Below are 23303 nucleotides of genomic sequence, written 5' to 3'. Positions count from 1 at the left end.
TTTTAAAGAATTTAGTGGTGAATATAGTAAACAGAGCGGTAAATAAAGTTAATGTTATTTTAAATAATAACATTGACCATTTAAAAACGGTATTCGGCAGTTCATATAAAAACTATAATGAAACTGTTTCTGCTTCATATGTCGATATTAATTTATTAAGTGTTGAAAGACTTAATTCGAATATTACAAGTATACTAATTGAAAACTATCTAACACACAAGTTCGATATTCTTGGTTCGGGTTGGGTCGATGTTAATCACAGTGCAGAACATCAGACATTGTTTAGAAATAATCTTGCTGATATCGAACAAAATATTTTACCGGAATTTTCAGATGAATATAAATTCATTAATTGGCATAAAGATTTTAAGAGTGGTTATGAATGGGATTCAAAAGTTTTTTGTAAAAAAATAAAAATAGGAAAACAACAAGGTGTCGATATAAAAATTCCATGGGAGCTCGCAAGACTTCACCATCTGGTTCAATTAGCGGTATTTTCTATCAAAAAAACTAAGTTTACAAATCAATGCATCACTGAGTTTCAAAATCAGATTTCAGATTTTTATATTAATAACCCCGCGGGGTATGGCGTCAACTGGACTTGTGCAATGGATGTAGGAATAAGAGCTGCTAATATGGCTATCGCTTATGATTTATTTAATCAGCTTGATACGGAAAATTTATTTACGGAATCATTCAAGGTTATGTTTTACAATTGCTTGTTCGAACATTGTAAATTTGTATCCAATAATCTCGAATATTCCGATAAACTGACAACCAATCATTATCTCGCAAACATTGCAGGGCTTTTAATTGCTTCGCTTTATCTTAAAGAGAACGCAGAAACAAATCACTGGATTTATTTTTCGGTTACAGAAATTATTTCAGAATTTGATAAACAATTTTATAATGACGGTGGAAATTTTGAATCGTCAAGCTCTTATCACAGGTTAAGTCTTGAAATGGTTATTTATTCTGTTGGGTATATAACTGCATTTTATAATATAGATAAAAAAAGATTCACTAGAATTTTTGATGATAAGAGTTTTAATGACATTAATAATTTCTTAGGAAATAATTTTATTGAAAAACTCGGGAAAGCAATAAATTTCTTAAACGATTTGATAAAACCTGACGGAAACATCGCGCAGATAGGCGACAATGACAGTGGCAGATTTGTTAAATTAACTCCATCAGGAAATATTTTAAATGATATTGAGTTAAAAGAATATTTAAATCTTATAGATAAAAAATTTGATTCACGGAATTATTTTAATGAAAATAATTTAGAATGCAGAAATACTTTATCGTCTGCTTTCGGTTTAATAGCTATCGAAGAACTGTCAGAATATAAAAACTTATATCCTCTTGAGTATTCTTTTATTAAATCATTAACTGGTGAAAATATTATTAAATCAAAATCTGTAGATTATAAAAATGCTGAAAGTATAACAACAGAATTAAAAATTAATTTTGATAATTATTTTAGTAAAGAAACAGTAATAAAAAACTCAGGCAATCTTTCTTTAAAAGACGGACTTGAATTCAGATTTTATCCTGAAAGCGGAATCGTTGTTTATAAATCAGATGCATTGCATATGATAGTTTATTCAACTACACCCGGACAAAATGGAATCGGAGGACACACGCATCTCGATAAAGGGAGCATCGAATTATTTTTAAACGGCAAGGAAATTTTTTCAGACCCGGGTTCTTATCTATATACTTCAAATCTCGAAATGAGAAATAAATTCAGAGCAATGGAAGCTCATAACGGAATAATAATTAAAGATGAAAACATTATGTCTAAATTACGGAATTCATTGAAAATTAATCCATTTATGCTTAATCTGAAATATGCTGTTGAGTTTATTGAAGTAAATAGTTCTCATTTATTTTTAAAGATAAAGTATGAATATTTTGAGCATATGAGAGAAATTATTATTAACGACGATTCTATTATAGTAAAAGACTTTTGTTCTGTTGATTTTGAGCAGAACTTTAATAAATTTGAATATTTTTCCGACGGATACGGAAAATTAAAAAAAACTAAAGCTTAAAATTATATTTGGCATATTTCGAATTAAATAAAACAAGCAACAACGACATAAAAGCTATCCTCATTTTTCTATTGTTGTCATTGATAGCGCAGGCTTATTATTTCAGCAATGATACTGATATTTTTAGATTGATATCGATTGGTTCGGTTGCTTTCTTTTTTTTCTATGCAGTTACAAAATTACATACTGATGAGTTTTACATTACTGCATTATTTATTGCAGCTTCATCCATTATAACGGGATTTGCAGGAAGAGAATTAAAAGAAATAGTTTTAGTTCCTCTGTTTATTTGCTTTTTGATCTTCAAAAAAAATAAATTAAAACCGCTTCCTCTTCTTTTTATTTTATATGCAATTTTCGGAATGATAGCTTTTTTCACTAATTTCGAAATGCCTAATTATTTTGAGGTATCATCTGACCAATCTACAGGCTTTCAATCGAGGTGGTGGATTATTTCATCACTTATCTGTTTTTTAATCGGATATTTATTTACCGAAAATCTTGATAGAAATAAGTTCATTAAATTCATTTTTTATTTCTTCCTCACAGTGCTTTCCGTCTCTTTAGTAATGTATGCTCTTAACATTGAGAAAATTCCTTTCTTCAATTCATTTGTATGGAGTAACAACATTGAGTTTAACCGCTTTGGGATTTTATCGAACTCGGGATTAATTGTTTGTATTTTTATTGTGTCCGGATTTATGAAAGAAAAAAAAATAAGATATTTATTTTTCCTTCTTGGGGTTTTAGGAACATTATTCGGCGGCGGGCGGGCATCATTTATTGCGCTTTTAGTTATTGTGTGTATATATTTCCTTGTTTCGGATTCTATAAGTAAGTTTGTTAAAATTGGCGTTACTGCCGGACTAATACTTTTTGTCATAAGTTATAAACAGCTTGGTATAGAAAACGAATTACCGAATAACATTCGTCGCGCAATGGAGTTTAGCGATTTTGAAACAATATATTCTGCAATAACTTCAAACTATGATACGAAGAATTTTAACGTGTTTACGACCGGTGATAATCTTGGTGATACTTACGGAAGTTCTTTTGGACGGCTGACTGCATGGATAATTGCAATGGAAGGGATAAATAAAAACCCATTTTTTGGAAACGGTATTGAGAATAGTTATAATCCCGGTGTTGGCGAAGATGAGTATCACTTTGAAAGTCTGGTTTATTCGGGGGGATTGCATAATGTATTTTTCTCTCTCGCCTACACGTGGGGAATTCCCGCCTGCATATTGTTTTTGATTATGTTGGTTATGGCAATTATTTATACGTTCAAAGAATATCTAAAAGACAGAAATGTTTTTTTTGGTTTCCTTACTTTTTATCTGATTGCGTCCTTTGTTCAGGGTTTTATGGGTGATATACATTATGATTATTTTTTCATGCTTATTTTTGGACTCGTCTTTTCCGAAAAATATTATTCAACACAAAAAGAAGTTGAATAAAAAAAATATACTTCTCATTTCATATTTCTTTCCTCCTTTTGCAGGCGGAGGTGTTGTAAGAATCAAAAGCATTTTTAACTTCCTGATTGAAAAAAATTATAATGTTTCCGTGCTGACTGCCACAAGTGATTCTTATCCTGCATTTTACGAATTGGAACCGGAAAACTCTGAATCAAAAAAAATTACCCGCATTAAGCTCCCTTTTAGTAAAAACATTGTTGGAAGTATGAACAAACATATTGTCTCAACTACAAAAACTTCTTCCGGTTCAAATATAAAAAAGAAAATTAAAAGTTTTTTTGTGCCCGATGAATATGCTTTCTGGGCTTTTAAATCTGCCCGTGCGGGGATTAAGCTTTGTAAAAAAGAAAAAATCGATGTTCTTTTTTGCACAGGACCTCCATTCTCTGCGTTTTTATCAGGATATTTGATTTCAAAATTTTATAACTGTGATTTAATGCTTGATTACAGAGATTTGTGGACTCAGAATCCCTTTCTAAAAAAATCTTTTCTTGCAAATAAGCTAAACAGATTTTTAGAAAGAAAAATTTTGAGGAAAGCAAAATATGTTATTACAACTAACCCAAAAGCAGAAACTCAGTTAAGGAACTTTGAACCAAAAATTGCAAAAAAAATTAACGTAATACATAATGGATATGTTTATAAACCATCAATCACAGAAATTGCATATCCGTTTTTGAATAACTCAGGATTTATAAATATTGTTTATTCCGGAAGTCTCACCAAAAACAGAACCCCAGAATATTTCTTTGAAGCTTTGCAGTCATTTAAAAAATATAACTTTAAAATTTCTTTTCTTGGCTTCTTTGATGTTGAGCACTACAGTTTAATAGACAAATACGGGTTGAAAGAAAAAGTTGATGTTCTCGGCTCAAAAACATTTCAGGAAAGTTATGACTATCTTGTTAAAAATGCGGATGTGCTGCTTGTTTTTCAAAGGAACTCAGATGGCGGAAAAACTGCGATTCCAGGAAAATTATACGAATATTTGGCTATGCAAAAACCTGTTCTTTGTTATGATGACGATGAGGGTGCAATGACGGATTTTTTAAATACGCTCGGATTAAAAACAATCAGATATAATGATGTTAATGCATCTAAATTATTGATGGATAAAATCTTTTCTGATTATTCAGGATTCCTGAAATCACAACGGCTTTCAAATGATATGATAGAAAAATTTGACAGAAAGAATCAGAATGAAAAACTAATTAATTTATTAAGCTGAGCTATGAAAGTATTAATAATTAATCAGTTTACGAGGGGCATTGGCGGTGTCGATAAAATTGTGAATAGTCAGGTTCAAAGCTTTGAAAAAAACAAAATAGACTACAAGTTATTTTCGTTCCTTAATAAAGAGTTTGATGACATGAATGCTTTTCAAAAAGCAATTTTTTTGAAAAATTATTTTGCAAAGAAATTATTTGTGAACCAGCTTGAAGAAATTTGTGATTCATTCAAGCCGGATATTGTGCATTTCCATAACTTGTATCCTTTTATGCATTCCTCGGTACTGAATTTTTTCAAAACAAAAAATATTAAAAAAGTTTATCACCTCCACAATTTTTATCCATTCTGTCTGAACTCATATTTTTATGACAATCAAAAAATATGTTTCGACTGTTACGACAAAAAATCATTTAACCCCGGCGTGGATAAAAAATGTTATAACGAATCATATTCACAATCTTTATTTGTCTCAAAAAACAGAGCATCGGTTTTTGATTGGATTGAAAATAAATTTAATATAGACAAGTATATAGCTGTCAGTAATTTTGTTAAAACAAAATATGTCGAATTAGGTTTTTCTAAAAACATTTTAGAGGTAATTTACAACCCGGTAGAGTCAACGGAAGAAAAGATAGACCAATCTGTAGGTGACTATGTTTTGTTTATGGGTAGCATAATAAAAGCAAAAGGAATTTTTGATTATGTCAGTATTGCTAAAAATTTAAAAAATATTAAGTTCATTATTGCAGGTGATGGAAAAGACCTTCCGGAAGTATTGAAATTAATTCAAAATGAATCTAATATTGAATATGTTGGTGAAGTTGACGGGGAATCTAAAAAAAGGCTTCTGACAAATGCAAAATTAATTATAGCTCCGTCTTTATGCTACGAAACATTCGGACTCATTGTTATTGAGGCAAATTGCTTCGGAAAACCTGTATTGGCTTCAAGAAGAGGCGGCTTGGAAGAGCTTGTTACCGAAAATAAAAACGGGTTCCTGTATGAACCTCTCGAGATTAATTCATTGATGGAAAGAGTTCAGAATTTATATGAAAAACTTCCGGATAATTATGACAAGCAATACTGCTATAAATTTTCAAGAAAATTTTCACCGGATATTTTTTATAATAATTTGATGAATATGTATAATCAGATACTTAATAATTAAATAATGACCAAAGACAGATTACAAGTTGTAAAATATTATTTGGATGGCAAAAAAAATAATACATCTTTTTTTGAACTCCTTAATTTTTTCTTCGCTTCATCTTATGGAAGTAAAGCGGCAAAGAAAATTAAAAACATTTCCGAAAACGATGGATTCTATGAAGTTTATTTTCAGGGATTTGACAAACCTTTATTTTTTCCGGTCTCTTTTGATCTAAAAATGCTTAATCAGGTTGTGGTTGAAACATTTTATCCGGAAAACTGGCATTATTATACAATCCCCGAAACAAAAGTTAGTGCCGATGATGTCATTGCAGATTGCGGAGCATCTGAAGGAATTTTCACCTTTGTTAATTTAGGAAAATTTAAAAAAGCATACCTGATAGAGCCGCTTCCGAAATTTGTAAGCGCATTGAAAAAAACTTTTGCCGGTTCTGATAATGTTGATGTAATAAATTGTGCATTATCGGATAAACCGGGAGAATCATTCATTTCAGAAGATGGAATTTGCGCAAACCTTGATACCGGTTCGGGAACTAAAACCAAAATTGAAACACTTGACCAGTTGTTTTACGATAAAAATATAAAAATTACATATATAAAAGCAGATTTAGAAGGTTATGATTACGCAACATTATTAGGTGCAAAGAATTTAATAACAAAAAATGCTCCGAAGATTGCTATTACAACCTATCATAAATACGAGCACGCCGAACAGATAAAAAAATATTTATTGTCGCTTAATTCTAATTATAAAATAAAAACAAAAGGCATTTATCAGGAAACCGGCAGTCCTGTTATGCTCCATGCATGGGTTTGATTTAGAAATTATTGAAAAAGATAGCTTTCATAGGGACAAAAGGTTTTAATTTTGGTGAAGATGCCTTTGGCGGATTTGAAACCGTAATTACCGAACTTGCGCCAAGATTAATTAAGAAAGATTATGATGTTACTGTTTATTGCAGAAAAAAGCTTTATAAAACAAAAACCTATCCTGATAAAATCGATGGTGTTAATTTGAAGTTTTTGGGAAGTATCGAAACAAAAAACTTCGGTACACTTTCAAATTCATTCGCCGCAGTGCTAAGCGCAATTAAAAACAAAACCGATGTCGTATTTTTTTTTAATATTGGTCTTGGAATATATATTCCTTTATTAAAATTATTCGGAATTAAAATTGTTACTAATCTCGATGGTATAGAGTGGGAACGAAGTAAATGGAGCAAGCTTGCAAAAATGATGTTTAAGACAGGAGCTTACTTCAACGTAAAAATGGCAGATGTTCTGATAGCAGATGCTGAAGCGATACGCAAAATTTATCTCGATAAATTTAAGCGTGACAGTGTTGTAATTTCATACGGTGCGGAATTATATGACGATATTCCTTTTAGTTTGCTTGAAAAATACGGAGTTGAACAAAATAATTATTATTTACTCGCCACAAGATTCATTCCAGAAAATTATCCGAAACATGTAATCAAAGAATTCATAAAATCAAATACCGGTAAACAGCTCATAGTTCTTGGAAAAAATTATTATGGCTCTGAATATGAGAACAGTATCAAAGATATTTCAGACCCGCGGGTCAGGTTTTTAGGGCATATAGCAAATAGAAAAGAACTCCTTGCTTTTTACAGGCATTCATATTGTTATATTCATGGTCATTCAATGGGAGGCACAAATCCGACAATGCTGGAGGCAATGGGAAACTCGTGCTCAATAATTGCATTGGATACGGTTTTCAACAGGGAAATGCTTCAGGACGAAAATTACGGTCTTTATTTTAATTTAAAAACTGGAAATCTAACTGAAAAAATTAATTTTATTGATAAAAATCCTGAACTTGTTAAAGAAATGAAATCAAAAACTACCGAAAGAATTAAGAATTATTATAATTGGGATTTGATTGAAAAAAAGTATTTCGAGATGTTAACCAATTTGAACGTTAAATAATTAAAAAAACAATTATTTATATTTAAAATTGATAAATATTTATATGTTTTTTGCTACTTTTAAATTCCTTATTTTATAAGCCTTTATTGGGGATATCGGAATAGAAAGTTTACATCAGTAAGTCGCCTTCGCAGTTAAGCATATTTTTAACATCTTTCATCCCCAACTTATTTTATTTTTTTATTATCGATAATTAGTATATTTATATTACAAAATCATAATTAATGATTTGGAAATCTACAAGCAGAAGCGGTATAGTAAGGATAATTGATTATTTTACAATCTTTATTACTTTCTATATTGCATATTTTTTCTGGAGTTTGCTTGACCAAAGAATCGGCGAAAACCTTATTGGTAACATCGAGCTTTTTAGTCTTGAAGCGGGTGCAATTTCAATTTTAATTCCATTCATAGGCGTTTATATTTTTAAATATTTCGGTGCGTATTCATACCAGCGGTTCACTTCCATAAAATCCGAATTCAAAATCATTATCAAATCAGTTCTGCTCATTGACTTGCTGTTTATATTCTTTATGTCCCTTGCGCGTATGGGAAACGTTTCGCGGACGTATCTTTTAATTTTCTCAATCACACTGTTAATATTTATTTGCATTCAGAAATTTTTAATGTTTATCATTGCAAATAAAATCAGAGCAAAAGGTAAGGACATAAAAGAAGTTCTTGTAATAGGTTCGGAAAGTTTGACTGTAAAATTTTTACGAACAGCAAAGAACAATCCGAATTTTGGTCTGCATATTAAAGGCATACTAACAGATAAAAAACTTGCAAGTGACAGCATACTTGATTATCCGATATTAGGAGAAATAAAAGATTTCAGACACTTTCTTACTCAGTTTAAAATTGATGACGTAATTGTAACGTTGTCATTAAATGAATTCAGTAAAATTGAGGAAATCATCGAAATTTGCGAAGTCGAAGGGGTTCAGATAAGAATAATTTCTAACTTCCTTGGCAAAGTTGCCAAAAAACTTCGTGCAGATGAAGTATTTGAGATGCAGATTATCAGCATAACAATGACACATGATAACGAGCTTCAGCATCTTTTGAAACGAACAATTGATATCATTGGTGCAAGTATTGCAATAATTCTTTTTTCACCTTTTATGCTTCTTGCTTTCATCGGAATTTATCTTTCCAACGGCAAACCGATTTTATATAACTGGAATGTAATAGGTTACAATAAAAAACCTTTCAAAAGCTGGAAATTCAGGACAATGTATAACGGCGCAGATAACATAAAAGAAGAGTTGATGAAACAAAATGAAATGTCGGGACCTGTTTTTAAAATTAAAAATGACCCGCGCATTTTTCCGTTCGGAAGATTTTTAAGAAAATGGAGTATCGATGAGCTTCCTCAATTATTCAGTGTACTAAAAGGCGATATGAGCTTGGTTGGTCCGCGGCCTGTTTTTTATCAGGAACTTGTGAACTATCAAAGCTGGCAGAGAAGAAAATTAAGCGTAAAACCCGGACTCACATGTTTGTGGCAGGTAAACGGCAGAAATGATATTTCGGATTTCAATGAGTGGGTAAAACTTGATTTATTTTATATAGATAACTGGAACGTGTGGCTGGATATAAAAATTCTTTTGAAAACTATTCCATCGGTTTTGCTGGGTAAGGGAGCAAGTTAATGATTGTAGTTAGAGCGCCTTTCCGTCTTCCTCTTGGCGGCGGCGGCACAGACCTTCCTTCTTATTATCAAAAAAATGAAGGGTTCTTGATAACGGCAGCAATAAATAAGTATATGTTCATCAACATTAATGAACCTGCCATTGTCAATAAAATAAAAATAAATTATTCCAAAGTAGAAATTATCTGTCCGCAGGATATTGATTCTCTTCAGCATGAAATTGTCCGCGAATCTTTGAAGTATCTCAAAGCTATAAGACCAATGGAAATTAGCTCAATGGCTGATTTATCTGCGGGAACGGGAATGGGCTCTTCAAGCTCATATGCTGTCGGACTTTTAAAAGCGCTTAATGCAATGCTGAGACGTGATATTTCTACCCACGAGCTTGCAGAAGAAGCATGCAAAGTTGAAATTGAATTGATAGGCAAACCTATCGGGAAGCAAGACCAGTTTGCATCAGCATTCGGAGGAATTATTCAGCTTGATATCGACCGGCTCGGAAATGTTACTGTTACCCCTCTTGATTTAGACCACGAAGTTATATACGAGCTTGAGAACAGATTATTGATGTTTTATACCGATATGGAAAGAGATGCAAACCAGATCCTTGGCGAACAATCAAAAAAAATCTCGGAGGCTAAGCCCGAAAAAAACAAGTCTTCTGCACTTGATTATATGGACAAAATAAAAAACATAGGTTACAAGATAAAAGAGACTTTGCTCGATGATGACATTGATTCATTCGGAAAGCTGCTTCATGAACACTGGCTGACTAAAAAAAGCGTTTCGGATAAAATGAGTAACTCCAAAATTGATGATTGGTATGATTTGGCAATGAAAAACGGTGCGATTGGCGGAAAAATTATGGGTGCAGGCGGCGGCGGATTTTTATTGTTATGTACCGAAAACGGTAAACGCAAACATCTGCGCAAAACAATGGAAAGCGCAGGATTAAAATACATGGATTTTAAATTTGATTTTGAAGGTGCAAAGGTTTTAGTGAATATATGATTAACGTTCTTATCACAGGTGTCGCCGGATTTATCGGTTCCAATCTTGCCGACCGTCTTGTTAATGACAAAAACTACAGAGTCATCGGCATCGATAATCTTGCGTATGGCGTTAAGGAACAGATTCCCGATGGTGTGGAATTTCACAAGCTCGACATAAGGTCAAAAGATATTTACAAAGTTTTTAATGATGTTGATTTTGTTTATCACTTCGCAGCGAAAAACAGCATTATTGACTGCCAGAATGACCCGCTTGAAACTTCTGATATAAACATCACAGGCACAATAAATGTTTTTGAAGCATCGCGTCTTGCAGGCGTGAAAAAAGTTATTTACGCCGAAAGCTCGGCTTTGTATGAAGGAAGCGATGTAATTCCGACTCCTGAAACCGAAGTTAGGCCGCAAAGCTTTTACGCAATCAGCAAAGTTGGAGGAATGCTTTTTGCTGAAGGATATAAAAGATTTTTTAATGTTGACTCGACTGCGTTAAGATATTTCTGCGTTTATGGCCCGCGTCAGGATTACCGCAGAACGGTTCCTCCTGTTTTTTCTGCTTTCATAATTAAGTTACTCAAAGGCGAGCAACCTATTATATACGGCACGGGTGATAAACGCCGTGATTTTATTTATGTCGATGACATAAATGATTTTCACCTTCAGTGCATGACCGATAACCGTACTGACAATAAAGTTTTTAATCTCGGAAGCGGTGAAAATTTTTCCGTTAAGGAAATTTATGAAATGATTGCAGGTTTACTTGGTTCGGATATTGAACCTGTTTATAAAAATGATTTACCGGGTGAGGCATTTCAGAATCTTGCTGACATCACCGAAGCAAAGAAATTAGGATGGATTCCAAAAGTTGATTTAAAAGACGGATTGAACCGTTCTATTGATTTTATTAAATCCGAAATGGCGAAAGGTAAGATTTAATGAAAGCTGTAATTCTTGCTGCAGGCAAAGGTGAAAGATTCAGGGAAGTAACAGACGCGATTCCAAAACCGATGCTTGTCTATAAAGACAAGCCCGTTCTTGAACATAATATTTTGCTCTGCAAAAAATACGGAATAACGGATTTATATATAAATCTTCACCATCTTCCTGATGTCATCAAAAATTATTTTGGTGACGGTTCAAAATTCGGAGTGAGTATAAAATATTCATTTGAAGATGAGCTTCTCGGGACTTCAGGCGCAGTAAAAAAAATCGCAAATAATTTCTTGCAAAACAGTAAAGAAGATTTTTTTGTAATTTATGGTGATAATTATTCGGATTTAGATTTGAGCATGCTAAAAAATAAGTTTGACGAAGTAAATCCTCTCGGTGTTATAGGGTTTCATTACCGAGAAGACGTAAGCTCAAGCGGTGTTGCGTTGTTTGATGAGAATTTTAAAATAAAAGAGTTCATTGAAAAACCTAAAACAGACGTTGGTACTAATTGGGTGAATGCAGGTATTTATTATTTCAGTCCTGAAGTTTTAAATTTTATTCCTGAAGGGTATTCTGATTTTGGAAGAGATATTTTTCCTGATTTAATGAAAAAAAATCAGTTTCTTTACGGAGTCTGCTACAAAGACGACGTGCTTTATTTTGATACAAAAGAATTTTATAATAAAAATATTTCATAATATATTTTAATGAACAAAACGATTGGAATAATTGGTTTATGGCATTTGGGAAGTGTGATAGCGGTCAGCTGGGCAAAGCTTGGCTATAAAGTAATCGGATTTGATTACGACAAAAAACGTATTGAAAACTTTAAACAAAACAAACCTCCGATTTTCGAGCCTGGCTTAGAAGATGAAATTAAAGATTTAACAGAAAAAGGATTACTTTCTTTTACCTATAACATAAAAGATTTATCCGAATGCGATTTTGTTTTTCTGACTTATGATACTCCCGTTCGTGATGATGATTCGAGTGATACGAGCATTTTAAAAAAATCTGTCAAAGATGTACGCGGTGTAATGAAAGATAATTCAATCTTGATTGTCAGCTCGCAGTCGCCGGTCGGATATTGTGAGGAATTGAGAAATCTTCTTAAAAAGAAAAATAAAACTTTAGAGCTTGCTTACTCACCTGAGAACTTGCGTCTTGGAGAGGCTATCGAATGTTATTTGAATCCGGGAAGAATTATTCTCGGAACCGCATCAAAAGACACTGAACAAAAATGCATCGAGCTATTCGGTAAAATTACAAACGATATTCTTGCGATGAGTCTCGAAAGCTCCGAAATGGTGAAACACGGAATCAACTCTTTTCTTTCTACGAGCATAGTTTTTGCAAATCACATTGCTGACCTTTGTGAAGAAAAAGGTGCAAATATCACTGATGTTATAAAAGGAATGAAATCCGATGTAAGAATCGGTCAGAAGGCATATCTTGCGCCCGGTATTGGCTTTTCAGGCGGTACCTTAGGACGTGATTTGAAAGTTCTTGAAACCGTTAATAATGAAATGGATGGTTACGCAAAGCTTTTCGGATTTATTCACAAAACAAACTTTGAAAGAAAAAAAGTAATCGTTAAAAAAATCGAAAAGATTTTAAAAAAGCTCAAAGGAAAAAACATCGGTATTCTTGGTCTTACATATAAACCGGGTACAAGTACTTTGCGACGCAGCTTGCCGCTTGAGATTGTTGATTTGCTTATAAAGAGCAAAGCCAAAGTAAAAGTTTTTGACCCAAAAGCTGATTATGCTGAACTTACGTTTAAGCCAAAATTTAAAATCGAGAATAGCATAGAAGCTGTTGCAGATAAATCCGATATACTTGTTATTCTGACTGACTGGCCCGATTTCAAAAATTATGATTGGTCAAAAATAATTTCTTCAATGAACTCAAAGAATTTTTTGGATGTCAAAAATTTTCTTGATAAGAAAAAAATGAAAGAAATCGGATTTAATTTTTATTCGTTAGGTGCAGGTGAAGATTTAAAAAGAGGGAACAAGTGATTTTAAAAGACAAAACAATTATTGTAACAGGCGGTAGCTTGGGCATAGGACTTGCGATTTCAAAAAAATGTGCGCAGGAAGGCGCAACAGTTATTATAGCCGCAAGAAATAAAACCGATTTAGCAAATGCGTTAACAGAGTTAAAACAAATTTCAGATAAACCTCATACATCATATTCACTTAACATCGGCAACTACGAAGAAGTTGTGAAATTTGCTGACTGGTGTAAGTCACAGAATCTTGAAATAAACGGTTTGGTAAATTGCGCAGGTGTTTATGGTCCTATCGGTAAAACAACCGAAGTTGATATGGAAAAATTTACCGAGGCGATTCAGATAAATTTTCTCGGCACTGTATATATGTGCAATGTTTTTGCGCCGGTACTGAAATCAGCTACAAAGAAAAAAATTGTTAACTATTCCGGCGGCGGCGCTGCAACTCCTTTTGCAAATTATTCCGCTTATGCTACAAGCAAAGTTGCAATCGTGAGATTCACTGAAAACTTATCAATAGAGCTTGCCGACGAAAACTTCGACATAAATTGCATTGCTCCGGGTTTTGTGATTACAAGATTGCATGAGCAGACAATTCAGGAAGGTGCAGGCAAGGCAGGCAAAGCATTTTTTGAAGGAACGCAAAAGCAAATGGAAAGCGGCGGTGTTCCTCCTGAAAAAGCCGCTGACCTAACGGCATTTCTGCTTTCTGATGAGTCCGATGGAATCACAGGCAAATTTATTTCGGCACCCTGGGATGCATGGACAGAAAAAGATTTTCAGGATTTATTGAAGTCGGACAAAGATTTTGCGACACTAAGAAGAATAGATAACAAAGGATTTTATAAAAAATAAATATTAGATGAGAGTTGGTATAATTGGCTGTGGATTGATTGGACGTAAACGTACATTAGCTTTGGAAAAAAAGGATGAACTTATTGCGTGCTGCGACACGAATTCAGTAATCGGGAAAAAATTTGCAGATGATTTCAAATGCAAGTTTTATTCTGATTATAAAAAATTAATCGATGACTCAAACTGCGATGCAGTTATTGTTGCAGTTGTGAATAAATACATAAAAAAAATTGTCATTTATGCTTTGAAAAAAGGCAAGCACGTAATCGCTGAAAAACCTCTCGGCAGAAATGCAAAAGAAGCGGAACAGATGATAAAGACTTTAAATGCTGCAAACAAAAATAGAAAACGAAAGCTCGTTCTTAAAACAGGATTCAATCATCGCTTTCATCCCGCATTACTGAAAGCAAAAAGCATTTTTGACAGCGGTGAAATCGGAAAGCTTATGTTCATCCGCGCAGCTTACGGACACGGCGGAAGAAACGGCATGGAAAAAGAATGGCGCGCCTCGAAAGACCTTTGCGGTGGCGGCGAGCTTCTCGACCAGGGCGTGCACATAATCGATTTAAGCCGTTGGTTCGCGGGTGACATTGCAAAAATATTCGGTATTTCCAAAACGAAGTTCTGGAACATGAAAGTCGAGGACAATGCTTTTGTGCACATGACTGCAAAATCAGGCGCAGATGTTCATTTCAATGTAAGCTGGACAAACTGGAAAAATATTTTTTCATTTGAGATTTTCTGTACAAAAGGTTATCTAAAAATTTCAGGTTTTGGTGGAAGCTACGGCAAGGAAACTCTTGAAGTTGGTATCAGAAAATCCGAAGGCGGAAGACCCAACATAAAAAAATATTCATTTCCGAAAGAAGACAAAAGCTGGAACCGCGAATGGCGCGAATTTAAATTGGCAATTAAAGATAACAGACCTGTTTTAGGTGACGGTATCGATGGACTCAAAGCAAATATGATAATCGAGAACATTTATAAATCTAACAAGCTTGGTAAAACTGTAAGTATAAAATAAGAATGATAAAAAATATTTTTTTTGACAGAGACGGTGTAATCAATCACGTAGTTTTCAGAGAGAAGTTCGAAACTGCTCCATGGACTTTTGATGAGTTCAAAATAAGAGAAGACTTCGTTGAGCTTTATGATTCCTTGAAACACAAAGATTATAATATGTTTGTTGTTTCAAATCAGCCCGATGTCATTCGCGGTGATATGAAACAGGAAGAGCTTGACAAAATCACAAAGGTCATAACGGATAAATTTGATTTCAAGGAGATTGTTTACTGCTACGACAGCGAAAACACAAGCTTCAACAGAAAACCAAACCCGGGAATGCTTCTCGGCTTAATCGAAAGATACAATCTTAACCGCGATGAAACCATCATGGTCGGCGATACCTGGAAAGACATTGAAGCTTCACACAAAGCAGGGATAAAAACTATATATATTAAAAATAATTATAATAAGTTAAATTCGTATCTGCCTGATTTCGAAGTTGATACTTTGCACGAAGTTGAAGATATCATAAATAAATTAAACAAAGAGTAAATATAAATGAGTTTTTCTGAACAGTTTCTGAAAGAATCAATCGACATTATAAACAAGCTGGATAAAACCGAGCTTGAAAAAGCTGTTGCTATCTTAAAGCAGACCCGCGAGAACGGCGGAAGACTTTTCATCATAGGTTCAGGCGGCGGCGCAGGTCATGCATCGCATGCTGTCTGCGACTTCAGAAAAATCTGCGGCATGGAAACATACTCTCCATCTGATAATGTATCAGAGCTTACCGCACGTGTGAACGACGAGGGCTGGGACGTTTCTTATGTGAACTGGATTAAAGGAAGCAGATTCAACAGCAAAGATTGTGTTCTGGTTTTTTCAGTCGGCGGCGGAAATGCAGACAAACAAATCAGCATGAATCTCGTGAATGTTATCAAACACGCAAAAGAAATCGGCGCAAAAGTTGTTGGTATTGTCGGGAAGGATGGCGGCTACACAAAAGAAGCAGGTGATGCAGTAATTTTAATTCCGACAGTAAATGAAAGCAGAATCACACCGCACACTGAAGGTTTTCAGGCAATAGTCTGGCATTTAATAGTATCTCACCCTGAGCTACAAATAAACAAAACAAAATGGGAGTCAGTAAGTTGAAAGTAAAAATTTTTGCAGACGGGGCTGAGAAAGCAGGCATGCTGGAGATGTATGCGAATCCGCAAATTTCGGGATTTACTACAAATCCGACATTGATGAAGAAAGTTGGAATAAAAAGCTATGTCGATTTTTCAAAAGATATTTTGTCAAACATAAAAGATAAGCCGATTTCACTCGAAGTTTTTTCGGATGACTTCGATGAAATGGAACGACAGGCGCTCGAAATAAATTCTTGGGGAGATAACGTTTATGTAAAAATTCCGATAACAAACACTAAGCGCGAGTCAGCGGTTAATCTCATAGAAAAGCTTGCTAAGAAAGGCGTTAAGCTGAACATCACTGCTATAATGACCGTTCAGCAGGTGAAAGATATTTTACCTGCATTGAAGCACAGTCCCGCTTCGTATGTTTCGGTTTTTGCGGGAAGAATTGCAGATGCCGGCGTTGACCCTATTCCCATTATGAAAGAGGTTGTTGAGCTTTTGAAGCCGTATCCGCAAATGGAATTAATCTGGGCAAGTCCGCGTGAGTTGCTTAACATAGTTCAGGCAGATGGAATCGGATGTCATATCATTACCGTTACAAATGACATTCTGAAAAAACTCCCGACACTCGGAAAAGACCTTGATGAATTTTCACTCGATACCGTTAAGATGTTTTATGATGATGCAAAAGCTGCAGGATATAAAATTTAAATAATCCAATTGAATCTGAAAAATAAAACATCATTTTATTTATTTTTAACCGGATTTCTTTTTTTAGTTACTTCTATTTCTTTTTCTCAGCAGGATTTGACTCCCGTTCAGGATAATGTTTACATTTTTCTTAAACGTATGCAATTGCAAGGATTGATTCCTCAATACAATTCTTCAAATCTTCCTTTATCACGCAATCAAATCTCGAATTTTTTAAAACAGATTGGCTTCCAAAAAAGTAAATTAGCAAACACTGATAAAAATATTCTGGACGAATATTTAGTTGATTATAGTTACGAGCTTACAGGTAAAGTAAAAGCAGAAAATATTCTCCAAGGAGGCAATATTTTAAGCAACAAAAATAAATATTTATATTATGATGCCGATTCTTCTAATTCGCTTTTCACAAATTTATATTTCGGTGTAAACCAAAAAGTCGGTAACGGCGATTCGCTCGGGAATCATAAAATTACTTTAGGTGAAGCAGGAATTGTCATTCGCGTAACGTTCAGAAATATTCTCGGATTTTATTTGAAGGCAACAAACGGTGAAAAGCTAATAGGCGATTCCGCCGATATTCAATTTGCAATCAACAACGACATAAAATATAAAGCAAATAATAAATTTGTTCTTGAAAAGAAAAACTTCGATTCTTTCAGAGGATATTTGCGTTATGCACCTAAAAATGATGAGTGGATATCTGTGATGATTGGACGTGAACAGATAAATCAGGGATTTGGATATATGGATAAATTATATTACTCGAATAATACAATACCGTTTGATTTGGTTAAGCTTGATTTGAACTTCAAAAAAGTAAATTACTCTTTCAGCTTCGGTTCGTTAAAAGGAGATTCGCTCGGCCGGGACATTCCGACAAAAATAATTGCATCGCATAGATTAAACTTAAACTTATTTGAAACTTTTAAGCTAGGTTTTTTTGAAAGCATAGTTTCAACAGCTACACCGTTTAGCATAACATATCTTAACCCGATTAGCTTTTTAACATCGGCAGATTTAAACACAGGTCAGGCAAGCACGGAAAGCAGTAATACAAGCTTGGGACTGGATTTTGAATACATTCCTGTAAAAAATCTGGGCTTGCAATGGACGTTTTTAATCGATGACATAAATCTGAAAACGGTGTTCAAAGATGATTCGACATATAACGATAATAAATTTGGTTATCAGCTTGGAATATTTTGGAATGATGCTTTCACCTTACCCGGCTTGACATTCACAACTGAATACACTCGTCTCGACCCGTTTGTTTACTCTCATAGAAGCAACAAGAGCAATTACACAAACTGGGCTTTGCCGCTTGGACACCACATTGAGTCCAACTCAGATGAAATTGCGGGAGAACTTCAGTATTTTATCTCAAATAGATTTAATGTAAAATTAAGATACGGCTACACAAGGCACGGCTCGGGATTTATTCTTGACAGCTTGGGAAATCTCGTTCGTAACTTCGGTGGAGACATAAATTTTGGTGAAGGAGACCAGACAGTTCCTGTAAAAAATACTTTTCTACAGGGATACAGAATTAACAGCAATAATATTTCATTTTCACTTAATTTCCAACCGTTGAAACAGTTGTTTATAGACTTAAATTTTCAGTATTGGTTATCTGATTATGTTTACAAAAACCAAAAGTATAAAGATTTTTATTTTAACGGATATTTTTATTTCTACATTTAATGGGTAAATTTTCCTTAAATAAAATTGTAAAGCTGTTTCTGGAAAGCAAATATGTTTTCTTTCTGACCGTTTCGGATAAAATATTTTTTTTTTGCTTTTTCTCATCTTTGCCCGCTTCTATCCCGTCGATGATTACGGAATAATCATCTCATCGTTTGCATTATCCAACATTGTAATTCTCTTCTTTGACTTCGGGCTCCCGATTTATCTGCAAAAAACCATTGCGCAGGATGCAAAAGCTTCGACTGACTTAGTTTATGCTTCCGTTAAAATAATTTTTTATTCTTTCCCTGTTTATATATTAATAAGTTTTATTTCATTTCTTATTATTTATCCGTTCTTCAGTCCGCTTCTTGTTATTGAGATTGTTTTGATAATTTTCTTGTCGAATTTCATTAACCTCTTCAGCAAAATTTTATTTGCAAAAAATAAATTTAAAGAACTGTTTTATGTTCAAAACATCATAAGATTTGCAATTCTTTTATGCGTATTTTTGGAAACGCTTCTGCTTGATTTCCAGATTGAGTTCAGTCTTGGTTTTTATCTTATCGGCAACCTCATTTTAACTCTTTACTTATTAGTATTTGTAATTAAATCCTTGCAGACTAAATATAGATCCATTCCATTCAAATCAGTTATTAAAATTTTAAAAATATCTTTTCCACTTGCGCTTGCAGTGCTTTTTAATTTTCTTTATGATAAAATTGATATTGTGCTTATTTCAAAATTCACAAATTTTTATGAGACGAGTTATTACAGCGTCGGATACGGTCTTTATAAATCGGCAACTTTAGTGTTTGCGTTTTTATTAATTGTCGGCTTAAACAAAGCATCGAACTTAAGCTCTAATAAAACAGCTCTAAAGATTTTATTCAATAAATACGCTTCTCTATTAATATTTATATCCATAATTCTTAACTTAATACTATTCTTTGGAGGTGGAACAATAATTTCTATAATTTATACCGATAAGTTTGCTGCCTCTGATTTTGTCATAAAAATTCTTTCATTTGCGGTATTGGGTATCAGCTTAAATAATCTGACTGGTGTTATTCTTAACGGAATCGGTGACTTTAAGGGCAACATGTATGTAACCCTGATCGGACTTGTGATAAATGTTTTACTTAATTTAATTTTTATTCCTCAATATGGAATTGCAGCGGCTGCTGTAATCACGCTGATAACGGAGTATTTTATTTTCTTCGGAGGATATTATTTATTAAACAAACATTGGCGGGAAGCTCCTGCCCAAGCATAATGCCTACATCTAACTGGCAAAATATTTCTTATAATATTGAGTTAATCAGGAAGATTAACCCTCAGACAATTCTTGATGTTGGAGTCGGCTTCGGAAGATGGGGCATCTTAATGCGCGAATTTCTTGAAGTATGGGATAACAATAATTATAAAGGAGAATGGAAAAGAAGGATCGATGGCATAGAAATTTTTCCGGATTATCTGAAACCATACCATTCATATTTTTATAATAATATTTATACTCAGGATGCATATGATTTTTTACGTGAGACAAAAAATCAATATGACTTAATAAATTTCGGCGATGTTATAGAACATTTTACCAAAGACAAAGCTTATGAAATTATGAAGCTTGCTCTTGAGAAGGGAAAGTATTCTCTCGTTAATATTCCGATAGGAACCAACTGGCAGCAGAAATGCGACTATAATGAATATGAAAATCATTTGAGCAGCTGGGAGATTTCCGATTTTGATTTTCTTCAGCATAAGAAAATGAAGATTTTCAAAGATTACGTTGAACGTAAATTTGCAGTTATTTTATTTTCAAACGAGAAAATTAATCTTAGGAAATATGATATTGAGCACGCTAAGAATATTTTAAAATATAAATTAGGTCTAAAAGATTTTATTGAGAAAATTAAATCGAAATAAAACCGAAGTAATCTTTGCAGGAACGTTTAATCCTCAGGAAAAACTTTCCGGCTCAGAAAAAGTAGCGAAGAGAATATTTGAAGCTTATACAAAAAATCATCAGTCCGTTTTTATAGATTATTTTCTCGACGGTAAAAAATATGGTATTATAAAAAAACTATTCGGACACGAACTGGTTCAGGAAGTGAATGGCAGTCCGGTGTTAAAAACAGGGATTTTCAAGCTGATTTTGACTGTTTTGAAATGCAGGCCTCGTATTATCCACCTTATTACATATGAAAGATTCTATTCTATTTTATTTTTTTTAAGACCATTATTTCGCTATAAAATAATTTATAATGTGCATGGTATAAGAATTTATGAGAATGAAATTAATGGGTCGAGCATATCGACTTCATTGAAACATAAGGATAAAACCTGCGAGAAATTAATTTTTAAGCGTTCTGATAAGCTCTTATTTTTATCGCAAAACTCTTTCAACTTAGCTTCGAAATATTATCAATTGAATAAAGCTAAAACTCAATTTATCAAAAACGGTGTCGATGAAATTTTTCACAAAATATCCGTGAATAAGAATTTCAAAAATAATGTTTTGAAAATTGTTTTTGTCGGAGAAGTCATAAATAAACTAAAAGGTTTTGATTTCTTGCTTAACGCATTGCGAAAACTAAATTTTTCGGTAGAGCTGTATGTCATTAGTGATTCAAGAATTGAAACGAGTAACTCAGAGAAACTTATACTTACATTTCATAAAAGAATGGATACTGTTGATTTTGCTAATTTTCTAAAAGACAAAACGGTATATGTTTCTGCAAGTAAAAGCGATTCGTTTTCAATAACAGCAGTTGAGTGTATGTCGGCAGGGCTAATTCCAATCTTAACCAACCAAACAGGAAGCTCAGAATTAATTGATAACAATGTTAATGGGTTTGCATTTAATTTTAATGACGAAAATTCTCTAATAAATATTTTAATTGAGCTAAACGGAAATCAAGAATTACAAAACCGCATTTCATCCGAATCAAAGAAAATATATAATGAATTAAGCTGGACTAAAGTCTGTGAGTCATATGTGAAAATTTATGAAAATATGCTATGAATCTGACAGTTTTAATGCCTGTATATAACGGAGGTGAGAAGACAAAATTTGCAATAAAAAGCATATTAAAACAGACTTATAAAGACTTTGAGTTTTTGATTGTCAATGACGGCTCAACCGACATTACCGAAGAAGTAATTTTATCATTTAAAGATTCCCGGATAAATTATAAAAAAATTGAGCACTTGGGGATTTCAAATGCGTTGAATTATGGAATTAATAATTCTTCAGGCGATTACATTGCCCGTATGGATGGCGATGATATTTCGCTTCTTAGCAGATTGGAATTGCAAGTGCAAGAAATTAAAAAAGATTCATCAATTTCGATTTTATCAAACTGGTATGCTCATATGAAGAATTATAAAGTTTTCAGAGTCGTGCAAACCCCTTTATCAAATGAACAAATCAAAAGAGATTTATTAAAGCAAAGCGTTATCTGCCATGCTTCAAGCATTTTAAAAAAGTCTGACATAATAAAAATTGGATTGTATAATCCCGAATATGAGGGTCTTGAAGATTATGAACTATGGCTTCGCGGATTAAACGAATTTACTTTCAAAAATATTCCGCAGGTGCTGTATTGCGTTAATGATTACGGAAAAAAAGAAATTAATAAAAATAACAAACAAATTTTATTTGATTTAACGAACAAATATTTATCGCTTTATGGCAGTGCTGAAACGAAATTTGATTCGACATATCTTTATGGAAATAAGGAGCAGCTTCGTGGATTGAAACTTCCGAAGTTAAACCTGAAATATTTGTTTCGTTATTTTTACAGCTTTATGCCCAAATTTATTTACAATAAAAAAATTGACTTATGGCTTTATTGGAGAATGTTAATTTTAAAAACGATGTTTTCGAAGCAAAAATCTGAAATTAACAAAGAAATTAAAGAGATAATATCAAATTGAAAACAAACCCTAAATCTCTTTTAAAATATTTTCTTTATCTCAATATCATTTTTCTTCTTATATATATATTATTTTTGAAAAATTATTTATTAGAAAAAATAGAATTAACTCAAGAGGAACCGGATTATATTTTTTATTTTGGAATATTCAATAATCTCGAAATTGCAATAATCAGCTTTTCAATATTTTTAATTGTAATATTAATATTATGGGACAAAATAAAAAAATTGATTATTTCAGTAACTAATATAAATAAATTCTTTATCTATTTATTAATAGGAGTAACATTTTTGAAAATATTGCTTCTTACATTTGTTCAAACCCTGCCGTTTAGTGACGCGGACTTATATGTAAACCTGGCAAAACGCTTATATGAAACGGGATCATATTTAAATAATAGTGGTGATTATTCTGTTTACTTTCCGGTAGGATACCCATTTATATTGAGCATATTTTTTAGAGTATCCTTGGA

General features: G+C 33.1%; 21 protein-coding genes. All 21 read left to right on the top strand.

The annotated features are described in order from the left end of the window. Positions 1-17: 17 nt before the first annotated feature. The 21 genes from VHP32_02415 to VHP32_02315 all read left to right on the top strand — a co-directional run bounded on the left by VHP32_02415 (position 18) and on the right by VHP32_02315 (position 22831). Complete coding sequence (locus VHP32_02415; protein ID HEX2786730.1) at positions 18-2060, top strand: heparinase II/III family protein; 2043 nt, start codon at positions 18-20, stop codon at positions 2058-2060. Positions 2061-2068: 8 nt separating this feature from the next. Further along, positions 2069-3520 carry an O-antigen ligase family protein gene (locus tag VHP32_02410; GenBank protein HEX2786729.1) on the top strand — a complete coding sequence of 484 codons (1452 nt, stop codon included), beginning with the start codon at positions 2069-2071 and terminating at the stop codon, positions 3518-3520. After that, positions 3513-4769, top strand: coding sequence for a glycosyltransferase family 4 protein (locus tag VHP32_02405; protein ID HEX2786728.1), 1257 nt, complete (start codon positions 3513-3515; stop codon positions 4767-4769). Before VHP32_02410 ends, VHP32_02405 begins: the two co-directional genes overlap by 8 nt. 3 nt (positions 4770-4772) lie before the next feature. Continuing rightward, positions 4773-5939, top strand: a complete 1167-nt coding sequence (locus VHP32_02400; GenBank protein ID HEX2786727.1) for a glycosyltransferase — start codon at positions 4773-4775, stop codon at positions 5937-5939. 3 nt (positions 5940-5942) lie between these two features. Further along, positions 5943-6758 (top strand): FkbM family methyltransferase, encoded by an 816-nt coding sequence (locus VHP32_02395; protein HEX2786726.1) that lies wholly within the window; start codon positions 5943-5945, stop codon positions 6756-6758. Between the two features lie 11 nt (positions 6759-6769). Next, entirely contained in the window at positions 6770-7891 is a 1122-nt protein-coding gene (locus tag VHP32_02390) for a DUF1972 domain-containing protein (protein ID HEX2786725.1), read from the top strand. 224 nt (positions 7892-8115) lie between these two features. Then, positions 8116-9546, top strand: coding sequence for a sugar transferase (locus VHP32_02385; protein HEX2786724.1), 1431 nt, complete (start codon positions 8116-8118; stop codon positions 9544-9546). Further along, positions 9546-10556: a galactokinase gene (locus tag VHP32_02380; GenBank protein HEX2786723.1), complete on the top strand. Its 1011-nt coding sequence runs from the start codon at positions 9546-9548 to the stop codon at positions 10554-10556. The genes VHP32_02385 and VHP32_02380 overlap by 1 nt, the downstream gene beginning before the upstream one ends. Continuing rightward, positions 10553-11488 (top strand): NAD-dependent epimerase/dehydratase family protein, encoded by a 936-nt coding sequence (locus VHP32_02375; GenBank protein HEX2786722.1) that lies wholly within the window; start codon positions 10553-10555, stop codon positions 11486-11488. The genes VHP32_02380 and VHP32_02375 overlap by 4 nt, the downstream gene beginning before the upstream one ends. Further along, a complete protein-coding gene (locus VHP32_02370; GenBank protein ID HEX2786721.1) occupies positions 11488-12183 on the top strand; it encodes a nucleotidyltransferase family protein in 696 nt (231 codons plus the stop codon). The genes VHP32_02375 and VHP32_02370 overlap by 1 nt, the downstream gene beginning before the upstream one ends. A gap of 9 nt (positions 12184-12192) precedes the next feature. After that, on the top strand, positions 12193-13506 hold the full coding sequence (locus VHP32_02365; protein HEX2786720.1) for a nucleotide sugar dehydrogenase: 1314 nt from the start codon (positions 12193-12195) through the stop codon (positions 13504-13506). After that, positions 13503-14354 (top strand): SDR family oxidoreductase, encoded by an 852-nt coding sequence (locus VHP32_02360; protein ID HEX2786719.1) that lies wholly within the window; start codon positions 13503-13505, stop codon positions 14352-14354. Before VHP32_02365 ends, VHP32_02360 begins: the two co-directional genes overlap by 4 nt. Before the next feature lie 7 nt (positions 14355-14361). Further along, positions 14362-15378, top strand: a complete 1017-nt coding sequence (locus VHP32_02355) for a Gfo/Idh/MocA family oxidoreductase (protein HEX2786718.1) — start codon at positions 14362-14364, stop codon at positions 15376-15378. 2 nt (positions 15379-15380) lie between these two features. Next, the gene (locus VHP32_02350) at positions 15381-15911 is read left to right on the top strand and encodes an HAD-IIIA family hydrolase (protein ID HEX2786717.1); all 531 of its coding nucleotides are present in this window, start codon (positions 15381-15383) and stop codon (positions 15909-15911) included. A 6-nt stretch (positions 15912-15917) separates the two neighbouring features. Continuing rightward, a complete protein-coding gene (locus VHP32_02345) occupies positions 15918-16514 on the top strand; it encodes an SIS domain-containing protein (GenBank protein ID HEX2786716.1) in 597 nt (198 codons plus the stop codon). Next, positions 16496-17209 (top strand): transaldolase, encoded by a 714-nt coding sequence (locus VHP32_02340; GenBank protein ID HEX2786715.1) that lies wholly within the window; start codon positions 16496-16498, stop codon positions 17207-17209. The genes VHP32_02345 and VHP32_02340 overlap by 19 nt, the downstream gene beginning before the upstream one ends. Before the next feature lie 9 nt (positions 17210-17218). Next, on the top strand, positions 17219-18910 hold the full coding sequence (locus VHP32_02335) for a capsule assembly Wzi family protein (GenBank protein HEX2786714.1): 1692 nt from the start codon (positions 17219-17221) through the stop codon (positions 18908-18910). Positions 18911-19001: 91 nt separating this feature from the next. Further along, a complete protein-coding gene (locus VHP32_02330; protein ID HEX2786713.1) occupies positions 19002-20168 on the top strand; it encodes a polysaccharide biosynthesis C-terminal domain-containing protein in 1167 nt (388 codons plus the stop codon). Then, positions 20168-20818 (top strand): class I SAM-dependent methyltransferase, encoded by a 651-nt coding sequence (locus VHP32_02325; protein HEX2786712.1) that lies wholly within the window; start codon positions 20168-20170, stop codon positions 20816-20818. Before VHP32_02330 ends, VHP32_02325 begins: the two co-directional genes overlap by 1 nt. Continuing rightward, positions 20796-21917 carry a glycosyltransferase gene (locus tag VHP32_02320; GenBank protein HEX2786711.1) on the top strand — a complete coding sequence of 374 codons (1122 nt, stop codon included), beginning with the start codon at positions 20796-20798 and terminating at the stop codon, positions 21915-21917. Before VHP32_02325 ends, VHP32_02320 begins: the two co-directional genes overlap by 23 nt. Continuing rightward, positions 21914-22831, top strand: a complete 918-nt coding sequence (locus VHP32_02315; protein ID HEX2786710.1) for a glycosyltransferase — start codon at positions 21914-21916, stop codon at positions 22829-22831. The genes VHP32_02320 and VHP32_02315 overlap by 4 nt, the downstream gene beginning before the upstream one ends. Positions 22832-23303 lie beyond the last annotated feature (472 nt).

Source organism: Ignavibacteria bacterium (genome assembly GCA_036262055.1).
Lineage (GTDB): Bacteria > Bacteroidota > Ignavibacteria > Tepidaquicellales > Tepidaquicellaceae > DATAJP01.
The sequence above is the reverse complement of the archived record's forward strand: the minus strand, read 5'-3'. Positions and strand labels throughout refer to the sequence as shown.